Origin of the sequence: Burkholderia sp. HI2500 (genome assembly GCF_002223055.1) — a bacterium.
Taxonomy (GTDB): Bacteria; Pseudomonadota; Gammaproteobacteria; order Burkholderiales; family Burkholderiaceae; genus Burkholderia.
Genome location: NZ_NKFL01000006.1, coordinates 3,044,947 through 3,064,514, shown reverse-complemented (window position 1 = coordinate 3,064,514; position 19,568 = coordinate 3,044,947). Strand labels below are relative to the sequence as shown.

Annotated in this window: 21 protein-coding genes; 8 read left to right on the top strand and 13 right to left on the bottom strand. The window is 67.7% G+C overall.

What is annotated here, in order from left to right; translation table 11 throughout:
- The first annotated feature begins 102 nt into the window (after window positions 1–102).
- Window positions 103–1,236, top strand: a complete 1,134-nt coding sequence (locus CFB45_RS31585) for an RNA-guided endonuclease InsQ/TnpB family protein (protein WP_089428913.1) — start codon at window positions 103–105, stop codon at window positions 1,234–1,236.
- 59 nt (window positions 1,237–1,295) lie between these two features.
- On the opposite strand, the gene CFB45_RS31580 is transcribed toward CFB45_RS31585, so the two are convergent.
- The 5 genes from CFB45_RS31580 to CFB45_RS31560 all read right to left on the bottom strand — a co-directional run bounded on the left by CFB45_RS31580 (window position 1,296) and on the right by CFB45_RS31560 (window position 6,161).
- The gene (locus CFB45_RS31580) at window positions 1,296–2,795 is read right to left on the bottom strand and encodes a TIGR01777 family oxidoreductase (protein WP_089428912.1); all 1,500 of its coding nucleotides are present in this window, start codon (window positions 2,793–2,795) and stop codon (window positions 1,296–1,298) included.
- A complete protein-coding gene (locus tag CFB45_RS31575; protein ID WP_089429219.1) occupies window positions 2,792–3,664 on the bottom strand; it encodes a thiol-disulfide oxidoreductase DCC family protein in 873 nt (290 codons plus the stop codon). Before CFB45_RS31575 ends, CFB45_RS31580 begins: the two co-directional genes overlap by 4 nt.
- A 100-nt stretch (window positions 3,665–3,764) precedes the next feature.
- The gene (locus tag CFB45_RS31570) at window positions 3,765–4,235 is read right to left on the bottom strand and encodes a DUF2269 family protein (RefSeq protein ID WP_089428911.1); all 471 of its coding nucleotides are present in this window, start codon (window positions 4,233–4,235) and stop codon (window positions 3,765–3,767) included.
- A complete protein-coding gene (locus tag CFB45_RS31565) occupies window positions 4,232–5,539 on the bottom strand; it encodes an SDR family oxidoreductase (protein WP_089428910.1) in 1,308 nt (435 codons plus the stop codon). Before CFB45_RS31565 ends, CFB45_RS31570 begins: the two co-directional genes overlap by 4 nt.
- An 88-nt stretch (window positions 5,540–5,627) precedes the next feature.
- A complete protein-coding gene (locus CFB45_RS31560) occupies window positions 5,628–6,161 on the bottom strand; it encodes a GbsR/MarR family transcriptional regulator (RefSeq protein WP_006480371.1) in 534 nt (177 codons plus the stop codon).
- A gap of 164 nt (window positions 6,162–6,325) precedes the next feature.
- Between CFB45_RS31560 and fabV the strand changes: the two genes are divergently transcribed.
- Window positions 6,326–7,528 carry an enoyl-ACP reductase FabV gene (gene fabV, locus CFB45_RS31555; RefSeq protein WP_089428909.1) on the top strand — a complete coding sequence of 401 codons (1,203 nt, stop codon included), beginning with the start codon at window positions 6,326–6,328 and terminating at the stop codon, window positions 7,526–7,528.
- A 64-nt stretch (window positions 7,529–7,592) separates the two neighbouring features.
- Here fabV and CFB45_RS31550 read toward each other — a convergent pair whose 3' ends face one another.
- Window positions 7,593–8,297, bottom strand: coding sequence for an SDR family oxidoreductase (locus CFB45_RS31550; protein ID WP_089428908.1), 705 nt, complete (start codon window positions 8,295–8,297; stop codon window positions 7,593–7,595).
- Window positions 8,298–8,639: 342 nt separating this feature from the next.
- On the opposite strand from CFB45_RS31550, the gene CFB45_RS31545 reads away from it, so the two are divergent.
- A complete protein-coding gene (locus CFB45_RS31545; RefSeq protein ID WP_089428907.1) occupies window positions 8,640–9,224 on the top strand; it encodes a TetR/AcrR family transcriptional regulator in 585 nt (194 codons plus the stop codon).
- A 76-nt stretch (window positions 9,225–9,300) separates the two neighbouring features.
- Here CFB45_RS31545 and CFB45_RS31540 read toward each other — a convergent pair whose 3' ends face one another.
- The 3 genes from CFB45_RS31540 to CFB45_RS31530 all read right to left on the bottom strand — a co-directional run bounded on the left by CFB45_RS31540 (window position 9,301) and on the right by CFB45_RS31530 (window position 11,316).
- On the bottom strand, window positions 9,301–9,879 hold the full coding sequence (locus CFB45_RS31540) for a hypothetical protein (RefSeq protein ID WP_089428906.1): 579 nt from the start codon (window positions 9,877–9,879) through the stop codon (window positions 9,301–9,303).
- 109 nt (window positions 9,880–9,988) lie between these two features.
- A complete protein-coding gene (locus CFB45_RS31535) occupies window positions 9,989–10,774 on the bottom strand; it encodes a YhfC family intramembrane metalloprotease (RefSeq protein WP_089428905.1) in 786 nt (261 codons plus the stop codon).
- Window positions 10,775–10,785: 11 nt separating this feature from the next.
- Window positions 10,786–11,316 carry a GNAT family N-acetyltransferase gene (locus CFB45_RS31530; protein ID WP_089428904.1) on the bottom strand — a complete coding sequence of 177 codons (531 nt, stop codon included), beginning with the start codon at window positions 11,314–11,316 and terminating at the stop codon, window positions 10,786–10,788.
- A 205-nt stretch (window positions 11,317–11,521) separates the two neighbouring features.
- Between CFB45_RS31530 and CFB45_RS31525 the strand changes: the two genes are divergently transcribed.
- The 3 genes from CFB45_RS31525 to CFB45_RS31515 all read left to right on the top strand — a co-directional run bounded on the left by CFB45_RS31525 (window position 11,522) and on the right by CFB45_RS31515 (window position 12,945).
- Window positions 11,522–11,887 carry an ArsR/SmtB family transcription factor gene (locus tag CFB45_RS31525; RefSeq protein WP_089428903.1) on the top strand — a complete coding sequence of 122 codons (366 nt, stop codon included), beginning with the start codon at window positions 11,522–11,524 and terminating at the stop codon, window positions 11,885–11,887.
- Complete coding sequence (locus tag CFB45_RS31520) at window positions 11,859–12,344, top strand: SRPBCC family protein (protein WP_089428902.1); 486 nt, start codon at window positions 11,859–11,861, stop codon at window positions 12,342–12,344. The genes CFB45_RS31525 and CFB45_RS31520 overlap by 29 nt, the downstream gene beginning before the upstream one ends.
- Before the next feature lie 124 nt (window positions 12,345–12,468).
- Entirely contained in the window at window positions 12,469–12,945 is a 477-nt protein-coding gene (locus CFB45_RS31515; protein WP_089428901.1) for an SRPBCC family protein, read from the top strand.
- A gap of 33 nt (window positions 12,946–12,978) precedes the next feature.
- Here the strand turns inward: CFB45_RS31515 and CFB45_RS31510 are convergent, their stop codons facing one another.
- The 4 genes from CFB45_RS31510 to CFB45_RS31495 all read right to left on the bottom strand — a co-directional run bounded on the left by CFB45_RS31510 (window position 12,979) and on the right by CFB45_RS31495 (window position 17,764).
- Window positions 12,979–14,109, bottom strand: coding sequence for an amidohydrolase family protein (locus CFB45_RS31510; RefSeq protein WP_089428900.1), 1,131 nt, complete (start codon window positions 14,107–14,109; stop codon window positions 12,979–12,981).
- 1 nt (window position 14,110) lies between these two features.
- Complete coding sequence (locus CFB45_RS31505; protein ID WP_089428899.1) at window positions 14,111–15,418, bottom strand: MFS transporter; 1,308 nt, start codon at window positions 15,416–15,418, stop codon at window positions 14,111–14,113.
- Between the two features lie 82 nt (window positions 15,419–15,500).
- Window positions 15,501–16,781 carry a CaiB/BaiF CoA transferase family protein gene (locus tag CFB45_RS31500; RefSeq protein WP_089428898.1) on the bottom strand — a complete coding sequence of 427 codons (1,281 nt, stop codon included), beginning with the start codon at window positions 16,779–16,781 and terminating at the stop codon, window positions 15,501–15,503.
- Entirely contained in the window at window positions 16,778–17,764 is a 987-nt protein-coding gene (locus CFB45_RS31495) for a hydroxymethylglutaryl-CoA lyase (protein WP_089428897.1), read from the bottom strand. Before CFB45_RS31495 ends, CFB45_RS31500 begins: the two co-directional genes overlap by 4 nt.
- Before the next feature lie 172 nt (window positions 17,765–17,936).
- On the opposite strand from CFB45_RS31495, the gene CFB45_RS31490 reads away from it, so the two are divergent.
- Window positions 17,937–18,758 carry an IclR family transcriptional regulator gene (locus CFB45_RS31490; RefSeq protein ID WP_089428896.1) on the top strand — a complete coding sequence of 274 codons (822 nt, stop codon included), beginning with the start codon at window positions 17,937–17,939 and terminating at the stop codon, window positions 18,756–18,758.
- 141 nt (window positions 18,759–18,899) lie between these two features.
- Complete coding sequence (locus tag CFB45_RS31485; protein WP_089428895.1) at window positions 18,900–19,538, top strand: 2-hydroxychromene-2-carboxylate isomerase; 639 nt, start codon at window positions 18,900–18,902, stop codon at window positions 19,536–19,538.
- The last annotated feature ends 30 nt before the right edge of the window (window positions 19,539–19,568 follow it).

The following is a 19,568-nucleotide window of genomic DNA, read 5'->3' as shown; positions in this document are numbered from 1 at the left end:
GGGACTTCCTTCGGGGTGCGGTGCGGGGATGAAAGGAGCGCGGCGGAACTGCCGCTTCTCCCAACGCTTGAGGCAAACGCAAACCTATGACATGTTCAAGGCATGGACATCAAGCGTGCCTACCGATTCCGGTTCTACCCGACACTCGAGCAAAAAGCGATTCTTGCCCGGACATTTGGGTGCGCGCGCTTTATGTATAACCACATGCTGAAAATGCGCACCGATGCATGGCAACAGCATCAGGTGCGTGTCGGGTATCACGAGACTTCCGCCGCGCTCACCGCGCTGAAGAAAACCCCTGAGCATTCGTGGCTGAACGAAGTAAGTTCGGTCCCGCTTCAGCAGGCGCTGCGCCATTTGCAGACAGCATTCGCGAACTTTTTCGCCAAGCGGGCGAAGTATCCTAACTTCCGACGCAAGGACGGTACGCAGTCGGCCACGTACACGGCAAGCGCCTTCAGGTGGGACGGCACTTCGCTGAAGCTGGCGAAGATGGACACGCCGCTCGCGATCCGCTGGTCGCGTACGATTCCCAAAGGCACGACAGTGACGACCGTCACAGTGTCGAAGGACGCTGTGGGCCGATACCACGTTTCAATGCTTTGCGACGACGTGGTTTCCGCAAAATCGGAATCGAAAAACAAGGTCGGAATCGACTTAGGGTTGACAGATTTTGTCGTTCTTTCGACGGGCGAGAAGATCGCTGCACCGAACGAGTTTCGCAAGACCGAAGCAAAGCTCGCCAAGTTGCAACGGCGGTTGGCGAAGAAACAAATAGGTTCCGCCAATCGCAGGAAGGCCAGGCTCAAAGTCGCTCGCATGCATGCTCGAATAGCGGACCGCCGCAGGGATTTCCTGCACAAGCTTTCGACCCGGCTCATCAACGAAAACCAAGTGATCGCCATCGAAAGCCTTTCCGTCAGCCACATGCTGAAGAATCGAAGACTCGCAAAATCGATCAGCGATGCAGGCTGGTCGGAATTCGTGCGGCAACTGACGTACAAAGCCAAATGGCACGGCCGCATACTGATCGGCATCGATCGGTGGCATCCGTCCAGCAAGCGATGCTCCGGCTGCGGGCATATCGTAGCCAAGCTGCCGTTGAAAATGCGGGCGTGGGTTTGTCCAGAATGCGGGGCGCCCCACGACCGCGACGTCAATGCAGCGCGTAACGTTTTGGCCGCCGGACTGGCGGTGTCAGCCCATGGAGAAAGCGTAAGTCCCATGTCTCTTTGAGGCGATGTCGGGTTGCATTCAATGAAGTGGGAATATCCTTCTCTCAGGGAGGAGAGCAGTCAAACGCGACCGCGGGGCAAACGACAGGCCGTACGCGGAAAATCCGCGTGCGGACGATTCGTCAGGTCGCGCAGCGCGTGCTCGGCCGTCGGGAAGCGGAACATGAATCCGTCCTGATGCAGCCGCGCCGGCATCACGCGCTGGCCGTCCAGCAGCAGCTCGGCCATCTCGCCCATCGCGATACGCAGCGGCGCGGCCGGCACGTGCAGCCAGGCCCGGCGCTGCAGCACCTTCGACACGACCTGCACGAACTCGCGCTGGGTCAGCGGTGCGGGCGCGACCGCGTTGTAGACGCCGTACATGCCCGGGTTCGCCATCGCACGCGCGATGATCCGCAGCACGTCGTCCCGGTGGATCCAGCTCATCACCTGCGCGCCGTCGCCGAAGCGCCCGCCCATCCCGAAGTAGTGCGGCAACAGCATCGGGCGCAGCGCGCCGCCCGGGCCGAACACGACGCCCAGCCGCAGCACCACCGAACGAACGCCATGACGCTCGAGCTGTCGTGCAGACTGCTCCCATTGCCGGCACAGCTCCGACATGAAGCCGCTGCCGGCGCTGCTGCCTTCGTCGAGCCGCTCGTCGGCAGCGCGCACGCCGTAGTAACCGATCGCCGATGCCTGGATCCACGTGCTCGGCTTGACCTCGGCGGTCTCGACCCAGCGCATCAGCGATTCCGTCACGCCGACGCGGCTGGCCAGCAGCACCGCCCGCCGGCGCTTGCTCCAGCGTGCACCGAGCACCGGCGCACCCGCGAGATTGATGACCGTGTCGAAACGCTCGTGCGGCTGCAGCTGCTCAACGGACGTGACGCTGCGCACGCGGCCGTGAAACTGGTAGGCCGCGCGCAGCGGATCGCGCGCCAGCAACGTGACCGCATGCCCTGCATCGAGCAGATGGTTCACGAGGGTTTCGCCGATGAAGCCGGTGCCGCCAGTGACGAGCACGTTTCCCGGCGGCTGCCCCGCGAACGGATTGACGACCGGCTCGCGTCGCGCAATCCGGCAGGCCGCGATTCCGTCGCGGATTCCCGAAATCGTCACACCGACGGCAAAGAGGCTCAGCACCCAGCCGCGCCAGCCGAGATCGATCGCCTGCAGCGCGGTCGGCTCGTGCGCCCACGTGGCCAGCTGCATCGCGATCATTCCGAACAGCGCGCCGCCGTTGACGGCCAGCAGCGTGTGCAGCACGCGCTCGGTCGCCGGCAGCTTGCGGCTCTGGTCCTCGACGACGAAATCCCACAGCGTCAGCACTATCTCGACGACGACCACCGCCGCGAGGGCCGCGACCCACGCGCCGTGAAAAGCGACGTTCGCGATCGATGCGAACACGAGGCCGTAAAGCACCGAACGCACCGCATGAATTCCCAGCTCGAGCCGCGCGCGCGGGCTGTGCGGCAGATCCTGCGTGAGTTCGTGGTGATAAAGCGTATCGAATGCGCCCATCGCACCCTGCACGATCAGCAGGTTGAGCGCCCAGTCGTAAGCAGGCAAGGTGTTCATACCGCGTCCCTCCTCCAAAGCCAGACAAGCGGCGGCACCATCGCGACGAGTGCCGCCGCGTCGATCGCCACGTGGCCCGATACCTGGGCCTGCAATGAAAGCAGCATGTCCTGCGGCGCCCAGATCAGCAGGCCGGCCAGCAGCCATCCCCACACTTCCCGTTTCTGCAACCTGTTGCCGAGATGCACGAGCGCCAGCATCCAGACCGACGCGCATTGCACCGTCGCGCCCATCAGCGACATCCACCAGATCTGCTGCGCACGCGCCGCGTCGGGAGCCGATTCCGCCCAGAAATGCAGCTCGATGACGCGGTGATACGCGTCGAGCCACGGTGCGCCGGCAACCCACGGAACGGCAACGCCGACGAGCAGATGTGCGATCGCGGCGCAGTACATCCAGGTCACGACGATGCGGCGAACGTTGTCTCGCGCCGGACGATCCGTCGGGTGTTCAGCGGCACGTTCGCTACCGCCACGGCACGCCGCCCCATCGCAACGCGCTTCGGTGCGATAGCCGAGCCAGCGTGATACCGCATGCCGGTTGCGCGCGAAGCGGCGATACAGCGGCGCCAGCGCACCGCGCACGACCGGCACACGAAGCAGCCGGACGAGCCGGCGACGCCCGGTCAGCGCCTGGGCGGCCAGGATGCTGTCCACGCCGGTCAGCATGCGTCCGTCGGGCAGGCGCGCGTGCAGCGCGCGATTCAGCGCCGGCAGGTCGACGCCCAGCGGCACGGGATCGAAACCCGGCGCGGCGATATCGACGAAGGCCAGCCGGTGTCGCGCGTCGCGAGCCCCGAGACGCTTGATCTCCGCCACGCACAACGGACATCGTCCGTCGAAGTACAGCACCAGTTCACTTGATTCCATGATTCGCATTCCTTCTTATTACCCTTCGCATGCTTCATGAATCGATCGACGGCTCTCCGCTGTGCCACAACGCCGCTTCTGCGCAGCGGCGGCAACGCACTTACATCGGCTTGAGCACCATCAGGAAGTAGACGGTCAGCATCGCGAAGAACGCCGGATAGCCGAGCAGTTCCCAGCGCTTCGCGTAAAGCCAGTACCGCTCCGGCAGCGCGGCATCGCCGTTCGCGTGGGCGAGCTTCGCCATCGCGGCCAGTTCGACCTGCAGCCACACGACCGGCAGCCAGCACACACCGGCGATCGCGTACAGCACGATCGACGCCATGAGCCACGGCGTATCCCACGGCCAGCCGGCCATGTGCGCGAGCCACAGCCCGGATGCCGGCTGGAAGATCACGGCCGGCGTCGTGAACCACCAGTCCGCGCGCACCACGAGCCGCGACACGGCCGCGATCGCGGGCACCGAGCGCGTGCGGTTCGCGAAGAACAGGTAGAACGCGGTGCCGAACCCGGTGCCGACCATCAGCACCGAAGACAGGATGTGAAGCGCCTTGATGACGAGATAGGTATTCATGATTGTTCTTCTTCTGAAAAAAGGATCAACAGGATCGCGAGAATCGGCACGTTCTTGAGCACGGGGCCGAACGGTTCGGCGAGCAGGCCCGGCATCGTGACCGCGATGACGGCCGAATACGCGACGATCAGCGCGGCTTGCGCGACCCACAGGCGGCGCGACGGCGCGACGACGGTTGCGACGCCGAACGCGAAGTCCAGCGCGCTGGCCGCATAGAGCGCGAGCAGCGCGGGCAGCCCCGTCAGGTGCGCGGGTGCAAGCAGCGCGAGGCTCGCGTGCAGCGGATGGATGAACGCGCTGGCGATGGCCGTCCAGATCCACACGATCGCCAGCGCGCCGCGCAACAGCAGGCGACGCCACATCGCGAGCGCATCGCGACGCAGCGCGGCGGCTTCCGCGCCGATGAAGCCGTCGATCCCGCGCGGCGGCCGGCCGAGCATCGCCGTGGCGGCGGCCGGATCGCCGGTATTCCCGCCACGCAGCATCGTCCACGTATCGCGCGTGAAGATCGCGCTCGGCAACGTGCCGAGCAGCACGGCCGCCACACCGGCCAGCGGGCCCGGCAATCCGATGCGAGCGGCCGGCGGAAACCCCAGCGCCGCGCGGTAGCGGGCCAGCATCTCGCGGTATTCGACTTCGTCGGCGCCGACGACGTCGATCACCGGGCGGCCGGCCGCCGGCGCATCGACGCATCGCGCGACGACTTCGGCGAGATCGTCGACGTGCACGGGGCGCAACCGCTGACGGCCGCCCGCCGGCAGGACCTGCACCGGCAGGCTCGCGAGCATCCGGAAAAACCGCGCCGACGCGCCGTCCGTGCCGTAGACGAGCGCGGGACGCACGATCCGGCTGTCGATCGGCAGCGTCTGCAGGAAGCGGTCGGCCGCGGACTTGCTCGCGAAGTAGCGCGTATCGCCACGCTCGACGCCGAGCGCCGAGATCTGGATCACGCGCCGCACGCCGGCGCGGCAGCACGCGGTGAAGAGCGCGCACGGCGCGGCGCGATGCACGGCGTCGAGCGTCGCGCCGCGCTGATCGGCAAGGATGCCGACCGCATTGATCACCACGTCGACGCCTTCCAGCCGCGCGAGCCACGCGTCCGGGTCGACGTCCTTCGCAAAGTCGATCGCGACGTCGGACGGGCCGGCCGCCTGACGCACGCCGCGCAGCACACGATGGCCGCCGGCTTCGAGCTGCGCGCACAGTGCCCGCCCGATGAAGCCGTTCGCCCCGCACACGAGAACGGTCATGCTGCGCGCCGCGGTGCGACCGGGCGGGCGGGTCGACGGCAAGACGGTGTCCATTTTCATCCTCTATTTACAGTTATTTCTGTACAGACAGAAATAACGATCCCAAAAAAAGCGGGCTGGCTGCCCGCACTGCGTGTCCTGCCTACTTCGACGGCTTGCGCCTGACCGTCTGGCTGATCTTCGCGCCGATGCCGAGCGCCTTCATCAGCGTATCGGGCTTGAGCCGCAGCATCTCGTCCGACCAGGTCGTGAGCGTCTCGACGAACTGCAGCGTGTCGCGGATGCGCTGCTCGGTCTCGCGGCTCTCGTTCGCGATCTCGGGATTCGTCAGGCAGTCGCGCAGCACCGTCAGCGTCGGCTCGATCTCGCGCTGCCGCCGCCCTTCGACGATCAGCTTGAACAGCTCCCAGATGTCGGTCGACGTCTCGAAGTGGTCACGGCGGTCGCCCAGCACGTGCACGACCTTCGCCAGCCGCCACGCCTGAAGCTCCTTCAGGCTCGTGCTGACGTTGGAGCGCGCCACATTGAGCGTCTCGGCGATCTCGTCGGCCGCGACCGGCCGGCCGGCCAGATAGAGCAGCGCGTGGATCTGCGAGACGGTGCGGTTGACGCCCCACCGCGAGCCCATTTCGCCCCAGTGGAGAATGAATCGTTCGGCAATCGGTGTGAGTTCCATGACGTGAAATTTAGGCATTTCAGTTATTTCTGTCAAGAGAGAAATAACTGGACGATCCGACCGGTTCCGGCGGCGCCCGCCCGCGATCGGCCGCTTCCTTTACAATGCGCGGGATTTTCCGAATTCAGGCCGTCCCAGCCTTTCTGACTAGAGTAGAGGTTTCCATGATCATCAAACCGCGCGTGCGTGGCTTCATCTGCGTGACGACTCATCCGGTCGGCTGCGAAGCCAACGTCAAGGAACAGATCGACTACGTGACTTCGCACGGCCCGATCGCCAACGGCCCGAAAAAGGTGCTCGTGATCGGCGCGTCGACCGGCTACGGCCTCGCCGCCCGGATCTCGGCCGCCTTCGGCGCCGACGCGGACACGCTCGGCGTGTTCTTCGAGCGTGCCGGCAGCGAGACGAAGCCGGGCACGGCCGGCTGGTACAACACCGCCGCGTTCGAGAAATTCGCCGCCGAAAAGGGGCGCTATGCGCGCAGCATCAACGGCGACGCATTCTCCGACAAGGTCAAGCAGGTCACGATCGACACCATCAAGCAGGATCTCGGCAAGGTCGATCTCGTCGTCTACAGCCTCGCGGCACCGCGCCGCACGCATCCGAAGACGGGCGAAACCATCAGCTCGACGCTCAAGCCGATCGGCAAGACGGTCACGTTCCGCGGCCTCGACACCGACAAGGAAGTGATCCGCGACGTCACGCTGGAACCGGCGACGCAGGAAGAGATCGACGGCACCGTCGCCGTGATGGGCGGCGAGGACTGGCAGATGTGGATCGACGCGCTCGATGAAGCCGGCGTGCTGGCCGACGGCGCGAAGACCACCGCGTTCACGTATCTCGGCGAGCAGATCACGCACGACATCTACTGGAACGGCTCGATCGGCGAAGCGAAGAAGGATCTCGACAAGAAAGTGCTGTCGATCCGCGACAAGCTCGCCGCGCACGGCGGCGACGCGCGCGTGTCGGTGCTGAAGGCGGTCGTCACGCAGGCCAGCTCGGCGATCCCGATGATGCCGCTGTACCTGTCGCTGCTGTTCAAGACGATGAAGGAAGCCGGCACGCACGAAGGCTGCATCGAGCAGGTGTACGGCCTGTTCAAGGACAGCCTGTACGGCACGACGCCGCACGTCGACGAAGAAGGCCGCCTGCGCGCGGACTACAAGGAGCTCGATCCGCAGGTGCAGGCGAAGGTCGTCGCGCAGTGGAACCACGTGACGAACGAGAACCTGTACGAGCTGACCGACTTCACCGGCTACAAGACCGAGTTCCTGCGGTTGTTCGGCTTCGAGATCGCCGGCGTCGACTACGACGCGGACGTGAACCCGGACGTGAAGATCCCGGGCATCATCGACACCACCGTCTGACGGTACGGCCCGCCGCCCCCGCTGCACGCGCAGCAGGGGCGGCGGGCTCGGGATACCGGCGGCTTCAACGCGGCGCCGGTTCTTCCAGATAAACGCCCGACGACAGCGTGGCCTTCACCTGCCGCGTGAACTCGTCGGTCGACACTTCCTCCTCTCCCGCTTCGATCGCTTCGTACGCCTGGCGCACGACGTCGGCCGGCGTGGCCTTCGGCACGTCGAGGCCGGCCGTCAGGTCGGTATCGATGAAACCGGCATGCAGCCCGACGACCTGCGTGTGCTGCTCGCGCAGCGAATGGCGCAGCCCGTTGGTCAGCGCCCACGCAGCCGATTTCGACACGCCGTAGCCCGCCAGGATCGGCCGGTTCACCCAGCTCGCGACCGACAGGATGTTCAGGATCGCGCCGCCGCCATTCCCGGCGAGGCTGCCCGCGAACGCGCGCGACATCGCCAGCATCCCGAACACGTTGGTTTCGAAGTGATCGCGCAACGCGTCGGGCGCGCCATCGTCGGTCAGGCTGCCGAGCCGCGCGATGCCCGCGTTGTTGATCAGCAGCGTGACGTCGCGTGCGGCATCGGCCGCCGCGGCGACGGCCGCCGGATCGGTCACGTCGAGCTTCACCGGCACGACGCCCGGCAGCGTCACGGTGGCCGGATCGCGCGCCGCCGCATAGACCTTGCGCGCCCCTCTCGCGAGCGCCTGCTTCGCAAACTCGAGCCCGAGCCCGCGGTTTGCGCCCGTGATGAACACCACTGCACCTTCGATCTTCATGTTCGTTCCTTTCGCATGATGAATCGCATGCGCGCCGGCTCGCCGCGCGCGTGAGATCCGGTGGAAAACCAGCCTGCCCTTTGCTTGCCGAATCGTGGCGCCGCCGCCGGCAGACGGCGAGCCGCCCGCTGCCCGTGACCCGGCGGCGCCCAAGACCCCGACCGCTTGCCATCCGGTGTTCCGGTCGCGGCTTTGCGCCCGCCGCCAAGTCGGCTACACTCGATGTCAATGTCGATCACCATCGTCTTTGCGATGCATTGTGTTCTCGCCCTTCGGGCATGTCAATGGTGATCGCCATTGTGCTTTCCAATCGACGCGATCGACAAAATCAGGGAGGGATCTATGGGCGTGTCAAGACAGCAGGCTGCCGAGAACCGGAGCGCGATCGTCGCGGCCGCCGAGCGGCTGTTCCGCGCGCGCGGCGTCGACGCGGTCGGGCTCACGGAGCTGATGAAGGAAGCCGGCTTCACGCAGGGCGGCTTCTACAACCACTTCAAGTCGAAGGACGCGCTGGTCGCCGAGGTGATGGAAAAGGCAATGCAGGACCGGGCGGATTCGCCGAATGCCGGCAGTCTCGATGCGCAGGTGGCGTTGTATCTGTCGGCCGCGCATCGCGACAACGTCGAGGCCGGATGCCCGCTGTCCGGTTTCGCCGGCGATGCGCCGCGACTGACCGATGCGGCACGCGCGCGCTACGCGCACGGCCTCGCCACGTACCTCGATCGGCTGGAACGGATGGTGGCCACGGAAGGCGCGACGCCGGCGCAGACGCGTCGCGATGCGGTCGCGGTCTTCAGCCAGATGGTCGGCGCGCTCGTGCTGTCGCGCGCGATCGCCGGCACCGATCCGGCGCTGGCCGACGAGATCCTCGCCGCCGCGCGGGAAACGCTCACCGCCGGGCGCGACGATCCGGGCGCGCCGGCGTAGCCGCGCCAAGATGTCATGGTGCGTCGGCCGGTGCGGCGTGTCGGCGTGCGCGGTGATGGTTCAACGTCTCGCCGCGCTATTCGACCGCCCGGGCGGCATCCCACAGCGGCTGCGCACCGCGCGCCGCATTCCAGGCGGCAAAATGCGTGCGCCACGCTTCGAACGGCTCCGCCAGCGGGTGGCGCGGATCGTCGCTGAGCGAATACGCCATCCCTTCGATCAGCCAGCGCGGCCGGGTCGCGACGGCCAGGTTGCCGAGCACTTCGGCCTGCCGGTGATGGATCAGCTCGTGCGCGAGAAAGTAGGTCTGCCAGCCGCGCGGTGCGATCACCACGCCGAAATTCCCGAGCGTCAGCGCCGCGCGTTGGCCCAAGCCGAACGCATCGGCGCACGCCCGCGTCGAGCAGAACACGACGCGCGGCGCCGCCTGGAATGCACCGACGGCCGCCGCCGCGCGCGCATAGCCGTCGCGATAGAGCTGCCGCGCGTCGCCGAGCTTCGCGGCATCGTCCGTGCAGATATCGGCGCTCGGGCACGACACACCGGGGACCAGCGCGGGCGCGACGACGCGCAACGGCTTGACGAGCGCATACGCGGCAATCGGCAGCGCGACGAGCAGGCCCGTGAGGGCAAAAGCGACATGGGAGCGTTTCATCGGGGCGGTGGTTCCGGGGCGTTCTCGTTCTGCTGAAGTCTTCCTGCGTGAATATATCGGACCGGCGATGTCCGCGGCCCGGCTTGATTCCGCGACGGCGCGTTGCCAATCAGGCAACAGGCTCCGTGCTGGCCTCGCCGGCACCCGGCATCCGGCGGCTCCAGCGAACACCCAGCCACAGAAGCGCGACACCGCACACGAACAGGAGCACCTCGACCAGCACGGTATCGACATGCCAGTACCGCGTCAGCAGCACGGCGGCGAGGTCGAACAGGAGATGAAGCGCGATCGCATACGCGAGCCAGCGCTTCGTGCCGCGGACGAATGCCTGCAGCACGATCAGCGACAGCCCCACGTGCGCGGCCATGGCGCTCACGCGCTCGAACAGCGCGAGTAACGGCGACGCGAATGTCATGCCGGAGAACTGCGACCCGATCAGTGACTGCGCACCTTCAGGCACCACGACGCCTGCTCGCGCGAGCAGGTACGCGGCAGCGAGCGCGATGAATCCGACGCCGACCAGCAGCATCGCTTCCAGCCCGCCGTGCCCGAGCCCGAGCATCACGGCCGTCGGCGCGTCATGTCGCTTCGGCAGCAGATACCGGAAAGCGACCCAGCGCCCGCACTCCTCGAAGAGCCCGGCCGTCAGCGCGGCGAACACGAGCATCGGCAGGTGCCAGCCGGGATCGTGCGCGAGCCAGCGGAACAACGGCACCTGCCACGACAGGCGCAGCACCGGCTGGAACACGAAAAAGGTCAGCATCCCGTAGAAAAACACCCGCAACGGCACCTGCGCGCGGCGCCGCCATGCGACCGCGAGCAACACCGGCGCGGTCAGCGCCACGACACCCGCCGCGAGCGTGACGAACAGGAGCAACGGGGCGACGGGATGCATGACGAATGCCGTTACGCGAGCTGCTTGTGGAAATACGTCGTCGCGCAGAGCGTGCCGTCAGGCATCAGCGCGTAGTTCGGCACGACACCGACACGCTGCCAGCCGGCCCGCTCGTACAGCCGCTCGGCGTCGCCGCCCGTCACGGTGTCGAGCACGAGCACGGTCTTGCCCGCGTCGCGCGCGGCCGCATCGGCCGCCGCCATCAGCCGCGCGGCGATGCCCTGCCGGCGCGCGTGCCGCGCCACGAGCATCTTCGAGATATCGGCGCGATGCGGCTGGTTCTCCGGCTGCGCGGTCACGACCTGCACGGTGCCGACGATCCGGCCGGCCGCGTCCTCGGCAACGAGCAGGATGCGCTCGCCGTTCGCGACGCCGTCGGCGACATTCGTCCAGAACGCGACGGCGGTCGCCCGCTCGATCGGCAACATGAAGCTGACGGACGCGCCGCCCTCGACGCAATCGATCAGCACGTCGGCCAGTGCTTCGACACAGCGCTTCGCTTCGTCCGCGCCGACGCGGCGGACGGTAACGGATTCGGTCATGCCAACTCCGGTAGTCAGTTGGGTCGCACACGCGGGCTCGGCGTGCGGCCGGATGGGAAGGAAACACCGGCCTGCCGTCGCGGCTCGCGCAACGGCGGCAGGCGCTCGGCAACGCCGCACCCGGCCGGCGCGTGTTACCGCCCCATCATCCTACGCGACGAAAATTTCCGTTGCATCGCCGTTCGCCCCCCCTATACTTAGCCACATGGCTAACTTTCAACCCGGCATCAGCGACGTTTTCCACGCCCTCGCCGATCCGACGCGCTGCGCGATCGTCAGCATGCTCGGCCACGGAGAACGGACCGTCTCCGCGCTGGCCGAACCGTTCGACATGGCGCTGCCGTCGTTCATGAAGCACGTCGCCGTGCTCGAGCGCAGCGGTCTCGTCCAGACCCGCAAGGCCGGCCGCTCGCGCACCTGCACGCTGGTCGGCAGCCGGCTGACCGAAGCCGAGGCATGGCTCGCCGAGCAGCGCGCACTGTGGGAAGCCCGATCCGATCGTCTCGTCGAATTCGTCGAACGCCGTCACCAGGAGGAGCAAGATGTCAGCCAGCCCCGTCGACCCCGTTGAAGCCCACGACCTCGTCATCACGCGCACGCTGCGTGCGCCGCGCCACGCGCTGTGGCGTGCCTGGACCGAGCCCGAACTGCTGAAGCAATGGTGGTGCCCGAAACCGTGGACCACCGAAGTGCGCGCGTTCGACCTGCGGCCGGGCGGCGCCTTCCACACCTACATGCGCGGCCCCGATGGCGGCACCAGCGACAATCCCGGCTGCTTCCTCGAGATCGTGCCCGAATCGCGCATCGCGTTCACGTCGATGCTCACGGGCGGCTGGCGGCCGCAGGCGCCGTGGATGGGCTTCACCGCGATCATCACGATGGCCGACGACGACGCGGGCAGCCGCTACGAAGCGCGCGTGATGCATCCGGACGCCGCCACGCGCGAGCGCCACGAAGCGCTCGGCTTCTTCGAGGGCTGGAACACCTGCATCACGCAGCTCGACGAATTCGCGGCCGCATTGCGCTGAGCCGGCCGCGGCCGCGTGTGCGGTCATTGCATGCCGCCGCTCGCGCGCCTAGGATTCCTGAAGGAAGCATGACGACACGCCGGCCGCCGGCGTGCACCGTCGTGCGCACTCCGCGGGAGGCCACATGTTGCACACGCACACGCATTCGACCCGGGTCAGCCGGCACCTGAACGCCCCGCGCGGCCGCGTCTACCGCGCGCTCCTCGATCCGCACGCGGTCGAGCAATGGAAAGTGCCCGACGGCATGACCTGCCGCGTGCATGCGTACGACGCGCGCGAAGGCGGTGCGCTGCGGGTATCGCTGAGCTATGAAGCGCCTTCGGCCGGCACCGGCAAGACCACCGCGCGCACCGATACCTATCACGGCCGCTTCGTCACGCTCGTGCCAGACGAGCAGATCGTCGAGATCGACGTGTTCGAGACCGACGACCCGATGCTGCGCGGCGCCATGACGATCACGATCACGCTGTCCGACGAAGCGGGCGGCACGCGTGTGGACGCCGTGCACGACGGGGTGCCGCCGGGCGTGCCGGCCGCGGACAACGAGACCGGCTGGCAAATGGCGCTGGCGCGGCTCGCGGCGCTGGTGGAAGCCGAGTAAGCCCCTGCCGCGCCGGGCCCGCCGCCGCGCGCGTCAGCCGAGCCGGTAAGCGCGCGTGACCGTGCCGCGGAACAGCGCGTCGCGCTCGTCCGGGCTCGCCTGCGCGGTCAGCCGCTTGAACGCATTCCAGCCGTTCACGAACGAATACGAGCCCTTGTCGACCGGGAAATTGCTCTCGAACATGCAGCGCCCGGGGCCGAACGCGTCGATGCAGGTCATCATCCACGGCTTCCACGTGTCGGCGAGCTGCACGGAAGACGGCGGCCGTTCGCCCTTCTCGAAATCGAAACCGTTGATGCGCATCCCGAGCCCGCCGACCTTCACGTACACGTTCGGCAGTTGCGCGAGCGTACGCATCGACGCCGACCAGCGCTCGAACACCTCCGGCCGCTTGTCGGCATAACTGGCGATCCGCACGACACCGCCGCAGTGATTGACGATGACGCGCGTATCGGGGTTCGCCTTCGCCAGCTCGAACAGTTCGGGCAGTTGCGGAAAGAACAGCCACGCGTCATACGACAGCCCGAGCGGCGCGAGCTGGGCGACGCCCGCGCGGTACGCGGGATCGAGCAGCAGCCCGCGCGGCACCGCCGACAGCGGATTGGCGAGCGTCGGATCGGCGTCCCAGGTCGTCAGGTGACGCACCCCGCGGAAGCGCCCGCGACCGGCTTCGAGATGCGCTTCGAGCACCTCGCGCACGCGTTCGCCGAGGCGCAGGTCCGCGTGGCCGACGATGCCTTTCGCGACCGCCACCGGGCCGTGCTGCAGCGGCTCGGTCACGCCCGCGACGTAGGCCGTCTCGCCCACCGGTTTCAGTTCGGCCGGGCCCGAGTCGCGATAGCGCGTCTGCGCCTGCATGTAGACGGACGCCTGGATGTTGTGGCCCGAGCGCGCATCCTGCAGATAGTCGTCGAGCATATAGATCCAGCCCGGCCGTTCGTAGAAGTGATGATGCGCGTCGACGATCGGCAGGTCGGGCTCGAGCGCGGGTTCGAGCGCCGACGCGAGCCAGTCGGGGCGGACCGCGAGATAGTTGCTTTGCGTCGTCATGCGTGAAACTCCTTCCTGGGTGGCCGCGCGCGCCTTGGTGAACGCGGGCAGCGCGAGCGAGGCGGCGGCCGCGCCGAGCAGCCGGCGTCGCTTGATCGACATCGTCGTGTCCATGTCATTCGCTCCGGTCGAATGCAACCAGCGACAGCGTGAGCAGCGTCGTGATCGCCAGCACGATCGCGAGGCCCAGCATGCCGGCGGTGAAGGTGCCGAAGCTGTCCTTCAGGTAGCCGACGAGATAAGGGCCCGCGAAGCCGCCGAGCGCGCCGATCGAGTTGATCAGCGCGAGCCCGCCGGCCGCGGCCTGGCCGGACAGGAAGCGCGACGGCAGCGTGTAGAAGATCGTGCGGCCGGCGATCGTGCCGATCAGCGCGAGCGTGATGCCGACGAGTGCCGGCCCGAGCGTCTGGAAGTGCGTCGACACGCCAAGCGCCACCGCGCCGATGAACAACCCGATCGCCAGGTTCGCAACCGGGCCGCCGCGCCGGTCCACGCGCTTCGCCCACCACAGCAGTGCGACGGTCGCGAAGAAGTACGGCACCGCGGACAGCCAGCCCGTCTGCATCGTCGACATGCCGTGCGCCTTCAGCATCTGCGGCAGCCAGATGCCGATCCCGTAGGACCCCATCGTGAAGCCGAACGAAATCAGCGCGAGCAGGTACACGCGCACGTCGCGCAGCGCGATGCCGAAGCGCTTCTTGCGGCCGGCGGCCGCGCCGTCGCGCTCGAACGCACGCTGCAGCGCCGCCCGCTCGTCGTCGGACAGCCACGCGGCATGCGCCGGCGAGTCGGACAGCAGCTTCAGCACGAGAAAACCGAGCGCGCACGCCGGCAGCCCTTCGACGATGAACATCCATTTCCAGCCGGCGAGCCCAAACACGCCGTCGAGTTGCAGCAGCCACGTCGACAACGGACCGCCGATCAGCGACGACAGCGGCGTCGACACGGTGAACCACGCGAGCACGCGCGTGCGGTAGCTCGCCGGAAACCACACGGCGAGGAAGAAGATCACGCCCGGAAAGAATCCGGCTTCGCCGATGCCGAGCAGCAGCCGGATCGCGTAGAAACTCGTCGGCCCGGTTGCAAGCGCGGTCGCGGCCGCCATCAGCCCCCACGTGATCATGATGCGGGCAAGCCAGCGCCGCGCGCCGAAGCGGTACAGCGCGAGATTGCTCGGCACCTCGAACAAGCAGTAGCCGGCGAACATGATCCCCGCGCCCCAGCCGAACTGCGTCGCGGTCAGGCCGAGATCGCGGTTCATCGTGAGCGCCGCGAAGCCGACGCTCGTGCGGTCCAGGTAGTTGAAGAAGTACGCGAGCGCGAGCAGCGGAATGAAGCGCCACGCGGCCTTGCGCACGGCCCGTTGCTCGAGCGACGCGTCGGTCTCGCGATCGTCGGCCAGTGCCGGGGAAGCGGATGTCATGGTTGTCTCCGTGGATGGGGCGGCCGCGCCCGTGCGTGGCACGGCCGGGACGCCTTTGTTCGTTCGGTGAATCGCGGCCGCGCTACGCGCTCGCCAGCTCGTTCGGTGACGGCGCGCCGCCCGGCGCCGCATCGTCCGCGCCATGCTGCCCCGCGACGACGCCGGCTTCGATCAGCGCACGCGCCTCGTCCGGCGTGTAGCCGAGCTCGCCGAGCAGCGCGCGCGTGTCCTGGCCGAGTGCGGGCGGTGCCGCGCGCAGCCGCAGGCGTTCGCCGCCAAGCGTCAGCGGCAGCAGCGCGGTGCGCGTGTCGACCGGCCGCCCGGCGCTGCTCGCGTCGGCCGGCAGCGTCACGGCCTCGAGGCCGCCCGTGGCGAGCAGGTGCGGATCGTCGAACAGGTCCTGCGGTTTCGTGATCGGCGCGTACGGCAGGCCGTTCGATTCGAAGATCGCGCCGATCTCCGCGGCCGAATGCGGCGCGAGCCGCGCACGCAACTCGGGCAGCAGCCACTCGCGCGCCTGCACGCGCAGGTTGTTGGTCGCGACGCGCGGATCGTCCTTCAGCGCGGCCAGGCCGAACGCATCGCAGAACAGCGCCCACTGCGTGTCCGACACGACCGCGAGAAAGATCTGTTCGTCATCCTTAACTGAAAACACGTCGTAGACGGCCCACGCGGAAATCCGGCTCGGCATCGGCGAGGCGGCCTGCCCGGTCACCGCGAACTGCATCATGTGCTGCGCGACGAGGAACACGTTGTTCTCGAACAGCGAACTCTGCACCTGCTGGCCGCGGCCGGTGCGTTCGCGCTGCGCGAGCGCGGCCATCGCGCCGATCGCGCCGAACATGCCGCCCATGATGTCGTTCACGCTCGCCCCCGCGCGCAGCGGCCGCCCTTCCGGGCCCGTCATGTATGCGAGGCCGCCCATCATCTGCACCACTTCGTCGAGCGCGGTGCGATGCTCGTACGGCCCCGGCAGGAAGCCCTTGTGCGACACGTACACGAGGCGCGGATTCAGCGAATGCAGCGCCGGATAGCCGAGACCTAGCCGGTCCATCGTGCCACTCTTGAAGTTCTCGCTGAACACGTCCGCGGTCGCCACGAGCCGCAGCACGATCTCCAGCCCGCGCGGATCCTTCACGTCGACGGCGAGGCTCTTCTTGTTGCGGTTGAACATCCCGAAGAAGCCCGCGCCGGAACCGCGCAGCGCGCGCGTGCTGTCGCCCGCGATCGGTTCGATCTTGATGACCTCCGCGCCGAGATCCGCGAGCAACATCCCGCAGGTCGGACCCATCACCATGTGCGTCATCTCGATCACGCGCGTGCCTGCGTACGGCAGCGTCGAAGCCGGTTGGTGGTCGTTCATTGCACGACTCCCGTCAGGCATCCTTCCGGTTGCACCGCGCTCGGAGCGCGGCCGTCCGCGTAACGGAAGCCTTTCGGCAACCCGGCGTCCGGCACATGGCCGTACAACGCCTCGGCCGGCAGCGCCGCGTGCAGGATCGCGCGCGCGGCGAGCAGCGCGTCGACGTCGATACCCGTGTCGAATCCCATCGCCTCGAGCAGGAACACGAGATCCTCGGTGACGATGTTGCCGGTCGCACCCGGCGCATACGGGCAGCCGCCGAGGCCGCCCTGGCTCGCGTCGATCGTCGTCACGCCCGCGTCGAGCGCCGCGACGACGTTCGCGAGCCCCTGCCCGCGCGTGTTGTGGAAATGCGCGCCGCCGGCCTTGTCGCCGACTTCGCGCTGCAGGCGCAGGAACAGCCGGCGCACCTGCGCCGGATTCGCATAGCCGCTCGTGTCGGACAGCCCGATCTCGTCGACGCCGCATTCGGCCATCGCCACCGCCATCGCGATCGTCTCGTCGTCGCTCACCGCGCCCGCGATCGTGCAGCCGAACGCGACCGACACGCCCGCCTCGATCTGCACCGATGGAAACCGCTCATTGCGCAGCGCGACGATCGCACGCACCTCGTCGATCATCTGCGCGGGCGTCTTGCGGATGTTCGCCAGCGAATGCGCTTCCGTCACCGAGACCGGCAGCGTCAGCTTGTGCACACCGGCCTCGAATGCGCCCTCGGCGCCGCGCAGGTTCGGCGCGAGCGCGGCGACGTGCAACCCGGGAATCGCCAGCGCGTGCGCGACGACTTCGCGCACATCGGCCATCTGCGGCAACAGCTTCGCCGGCACGAACGACCCGACCTCGATCTCGCGCAGGCCGGCCGCGGCCAGCGCGGTGATCCAGCGCAGCTTGCCGGCCGTCGGCATCACGGCCTGGATGCTCTGCAGGCCGTCGCGCGGCCCGACCTCGCTGACCAGCACCTTCGGATATTCGGAAACGCTCATTTGACACTCCATCGTTCTGTCTGAAAGAACATCGTTCTGTTTGATAGAACTCTATGCGTGCGTCGAATGGGCTGTAAGCGGGGTATACCCGTGAAATTGCGATTTTTTGGAACTTGAGTTCTGTCAGACAGAACGATATAGTCGATCGATCATCCTCAGAAGGAAGCACGCAGTGCCCAAGACTCAAACCGATCACGCCGGCAGCGAGCCCGATTCGTCGGCCGAAGAAGCGTCCAGCGGCGTCGCCGTGCTCGATCGCGCGTTCGCGATCCTCCGTGCGTTCGGGCAGACCGACGACCGGCTGTCGCTCGCGGAGCTGTCGCGTCGCACCGGGCTGTACAAGAGCACGATCCTGCGCCTGCTCACGGCGCTCGAACATGGCGGCTTCATGCGCAAGCTCGACGACGGCCAGTACGCGATCGGACACGAGCCGCTGCGGCTCGCCGCGCTGTATCAGCGTTCGTTCCGGGTCGGCCCGGTGGTCGAGCCGCTGCTCGAGACGCTGAGCCGCGAACTCGGCGAAACGGCGTCGTTCTACGTGCGCCAGGGCGACATGCGCTCGGTGCTGTACCGGGTCGAGCCCGCCCGTGCGGTGCGCGTGTCGATTCGGGTCGGCGAGGAGTTTCCGGTGCGCCAGGGTGCGTCCGGGAAGGTGCTGCTGGCGTTCACCGACATGCAGGATGCGCAATGGCACGACGTGCGCGAACAGCTGTGGGCCGCGTCGTACGGCGAGCGCGACCCGGAGACGGCGTCGGCATCCGTGCCCGTGTTCGGCGCCGCCGGCGAGTGCGTCGGCGCGCTGACCGTATCGGGCCCGAAATCGCGGCTCGCCGACGCACCGGCCATGGCGGCGGCGCTCGCGATGCTGTTGCCGTTCGCGCAGAAGGCGACCGTCGCGCTCGGCGGCTCAGGTGCACGCTACGACGCAGCGGCCGTGCGCGACAGCCTCGCGCGGCTCGCATCGCCAGCGGACCACGGCGACGCGGCGTCGTAACCGGCGGCGGCGCGCGCCTGGCCACGCAACAGCGCAAAAGGCGGCCGCGTGCGACACTGGCCGCCGATGCATGCATCGCGCGCCGCCTGCGGGCATGCCGCGCGAGCCACCGCCAACCGGACACGCTTGAGGGTCGCCACCATGAACACCGCGCGCACCGCTACCTGGTATTTCGATTTCGTTTCGCCGTTCGCCTATCTGCAGCAGGAACAATTCGACCGGTTGCCGGCCGCCGCCGCGTTCGAGCCGAAGCCCATCGTGCTCGGCGCACTGCTCGCCCACTGGGGCCAGAAAGCGCCGGCCGAGATCGCGGCGAAACGCGTCTTCACCTATCGCCACGCGCAATATCGCGCGGACAAGCTCGGCATTGCGTTCCGGATGCCGCCCGCGCACCCGTTCAATCCGATCAAGCCGCTGCGCCTCGCGATCGCGATGGGCAATTCTCCCGACGCGATCCGGCGGATCTTCCGGCATATCTGGCGCGACGGCCAGGACGTGTCGACGCCGGAGGGCTTCGCCGCGCTGTGCGAAGCGGTCGATTTTCCGGAAGGCGTGACGGCCGTCGACGCCCAGCCGGTGAAGGACGCACTGCGCGCAAACACCGACGACGCGATCGCGCACGGCGTATTCGGCGTGCCGACCTTCGCACTCGACGGCGACCTGTTCTGGGGCGAGGATGCGACCGACATGTTCGCCGACTGCGCGACGTCGCGCGCGTGGCTCGATTCGCCCGAGGTGCGCCGCATCAGCGCGCTGCCCGAAGGGATCCGGCGCGGCTGAAGCCGCTGCGGCCGCCCGCCGCCCTCCGCT

What these genes read in the sequence shown, in the direction of transcription:
- CFB45_RS31585 (WP_089428913.1), top strand. Translation starts at nt 103, where the DNA reads ATGGACATCAAGCGTGCCTACCGATTCCGGTTCTACCCGACACTCGAG.
- CFB45_RS31580 (WP_089428912.1), bottom strand. Translation starts at nt 2,795, where the DNA reads ATGAACACCTTGCCTGCTTACGACTGGGCGCTCAACCTGCTGATCGTG.
- CFB45_RS31575 (WP_089429219.1), bottom strand. Translation starts at nt 3,664, where the DNA reads ATGGAATCAAGTGAACTGGTGCTGTACTTCGACGGACGATGTCCGTTG.
- CFB45_RS31570 (WP_089428911.1), bottom strand. Translation starts at nt 4,235, where the DNA reads ATGAATACCTATCTCGTCATCAAGGCGCTTCACATCCTGTCTTCGGTG.
- CFB45_RS31565 (WP_089428910.1), bottom strand. Translation starts at nt 5,539, where the DNA reads ATGGACACCGTCTTGCCGTCGACCCGCCCGCCCGGTCGCACCGCGGCG.
- CFB45_RS31560 (WP_006480371.1), bottom strand. Translation starts at nt 6,161, where the DNA reads ATGGAACTCACACCGATTGCCGAACGATTCATTCTCCACTGGGGCGAA.
- fabV (WP_089428909.1), top strand. Translation starts at nt 6,326, where the DNA reads ATGATCATCAAACCGCGCGTGCGTGGCTTCATCTGCGTGACGACTCAT.
- CFB45_RS31550 (WP_089428908.1), bottom strand. Translation starts at nt 8,297, where the DNA reads ATGAAGATCGAAGGTGCAGTGGTGTTCATCACGGGCGCAAACCGCGGG.
- CFB45_RS31545 (WP_089428907.1), top strand. Translation starts at nt 8,640, where the DNA reads ATGGGCGTGTCAAGACAGCAGGCTGCCGAGAACCGGAGCGCGATCGTC.
- CFB45_RS31540 (WP_089428906.1), bottom strand. Translation starts at nt 9,879, where the DNA reads ATGAAACGCTCCCATGTCGCTTTTGCCCTCACGGGCCTGCTCGTCGCG.
- CFB45_RS31535 (WP_089428905.1), bottom strand. Translation starts at nt 10,774, where the DNA reads ATGCATCCCGTCGCCCCGTTGCTCCTGTTCGTCACGCTCGCGGCGGGT.
- CFB45_RS31530 (WP_089428904.1), bottom strand. Translation starts at nt 11,316, where the DNA reads ATGACCGAATCCGTTACCGTCCGCCGCGTCGGCGCGGACGAAGCGAAG.
- CFB45_RS31525 (WP_089428903.1), top strand. Translation starts at nt 11,522, where the DNA reads ATGGCTAACTTTCAACCCGGCATCAGCGACGTTTTCCACGCCCTCGCC.
- CFB45_RS31520 (WP_089428902.1), top strand. Translation starts at nt 11,859, where the DNA reads ATGTCAGCCAGCCCCGTCGACCCCGTTGAAGCCCACGACCTCGTCATC.
- CFB45_RS31515 (WP_089428901.1), top strand. Translation starts at nt 12,469, where the DNA reads ATGTTGCACACGCACACGCATTCGACCCGGGTCAGCCGGCACCTGAAC.
- CFB45_RS31510 (WP_089428900.1), bottom strand. Translation starts at nt 14,109, where the DNA reads ATGGACACGACGATGTCGATCAAGCGACGCCGGCTGCTCGGCGCGGCC.
- CFB45_RS31505 (WP_089428899.1), bottom strand. Translation starts at nt 15,418, where the DNA reads ATGACATCCGCTTCCCCGGCACTGGCCGACGATCGCGAGACCGACGCG.
- CFB45_RS31500 (WP_089428898.1), bottom strand. Translation starts at nt 16,781, where the DNA reads ATGAACGACCACCAACCGGCTTCGACGCTGCCGTACGCAGGCACGCGC.
- CFB45_RS31495 (WP_089428897.1), bottom strand. Translation starts at nt 17,764, where the DNA reads ATGAGCGTTTCCGAATATCCGAAGGTGCTGGTCAGCGAGGTCGGGCCG.
- CFB45_RS31485 (WP_089428895.1), top strand. Translation starts at nt 18,900, where the DNA reads ATGAACACCGCGCGCACCGCTACCTGGTATTTCGATTTCGTTTCGCCG.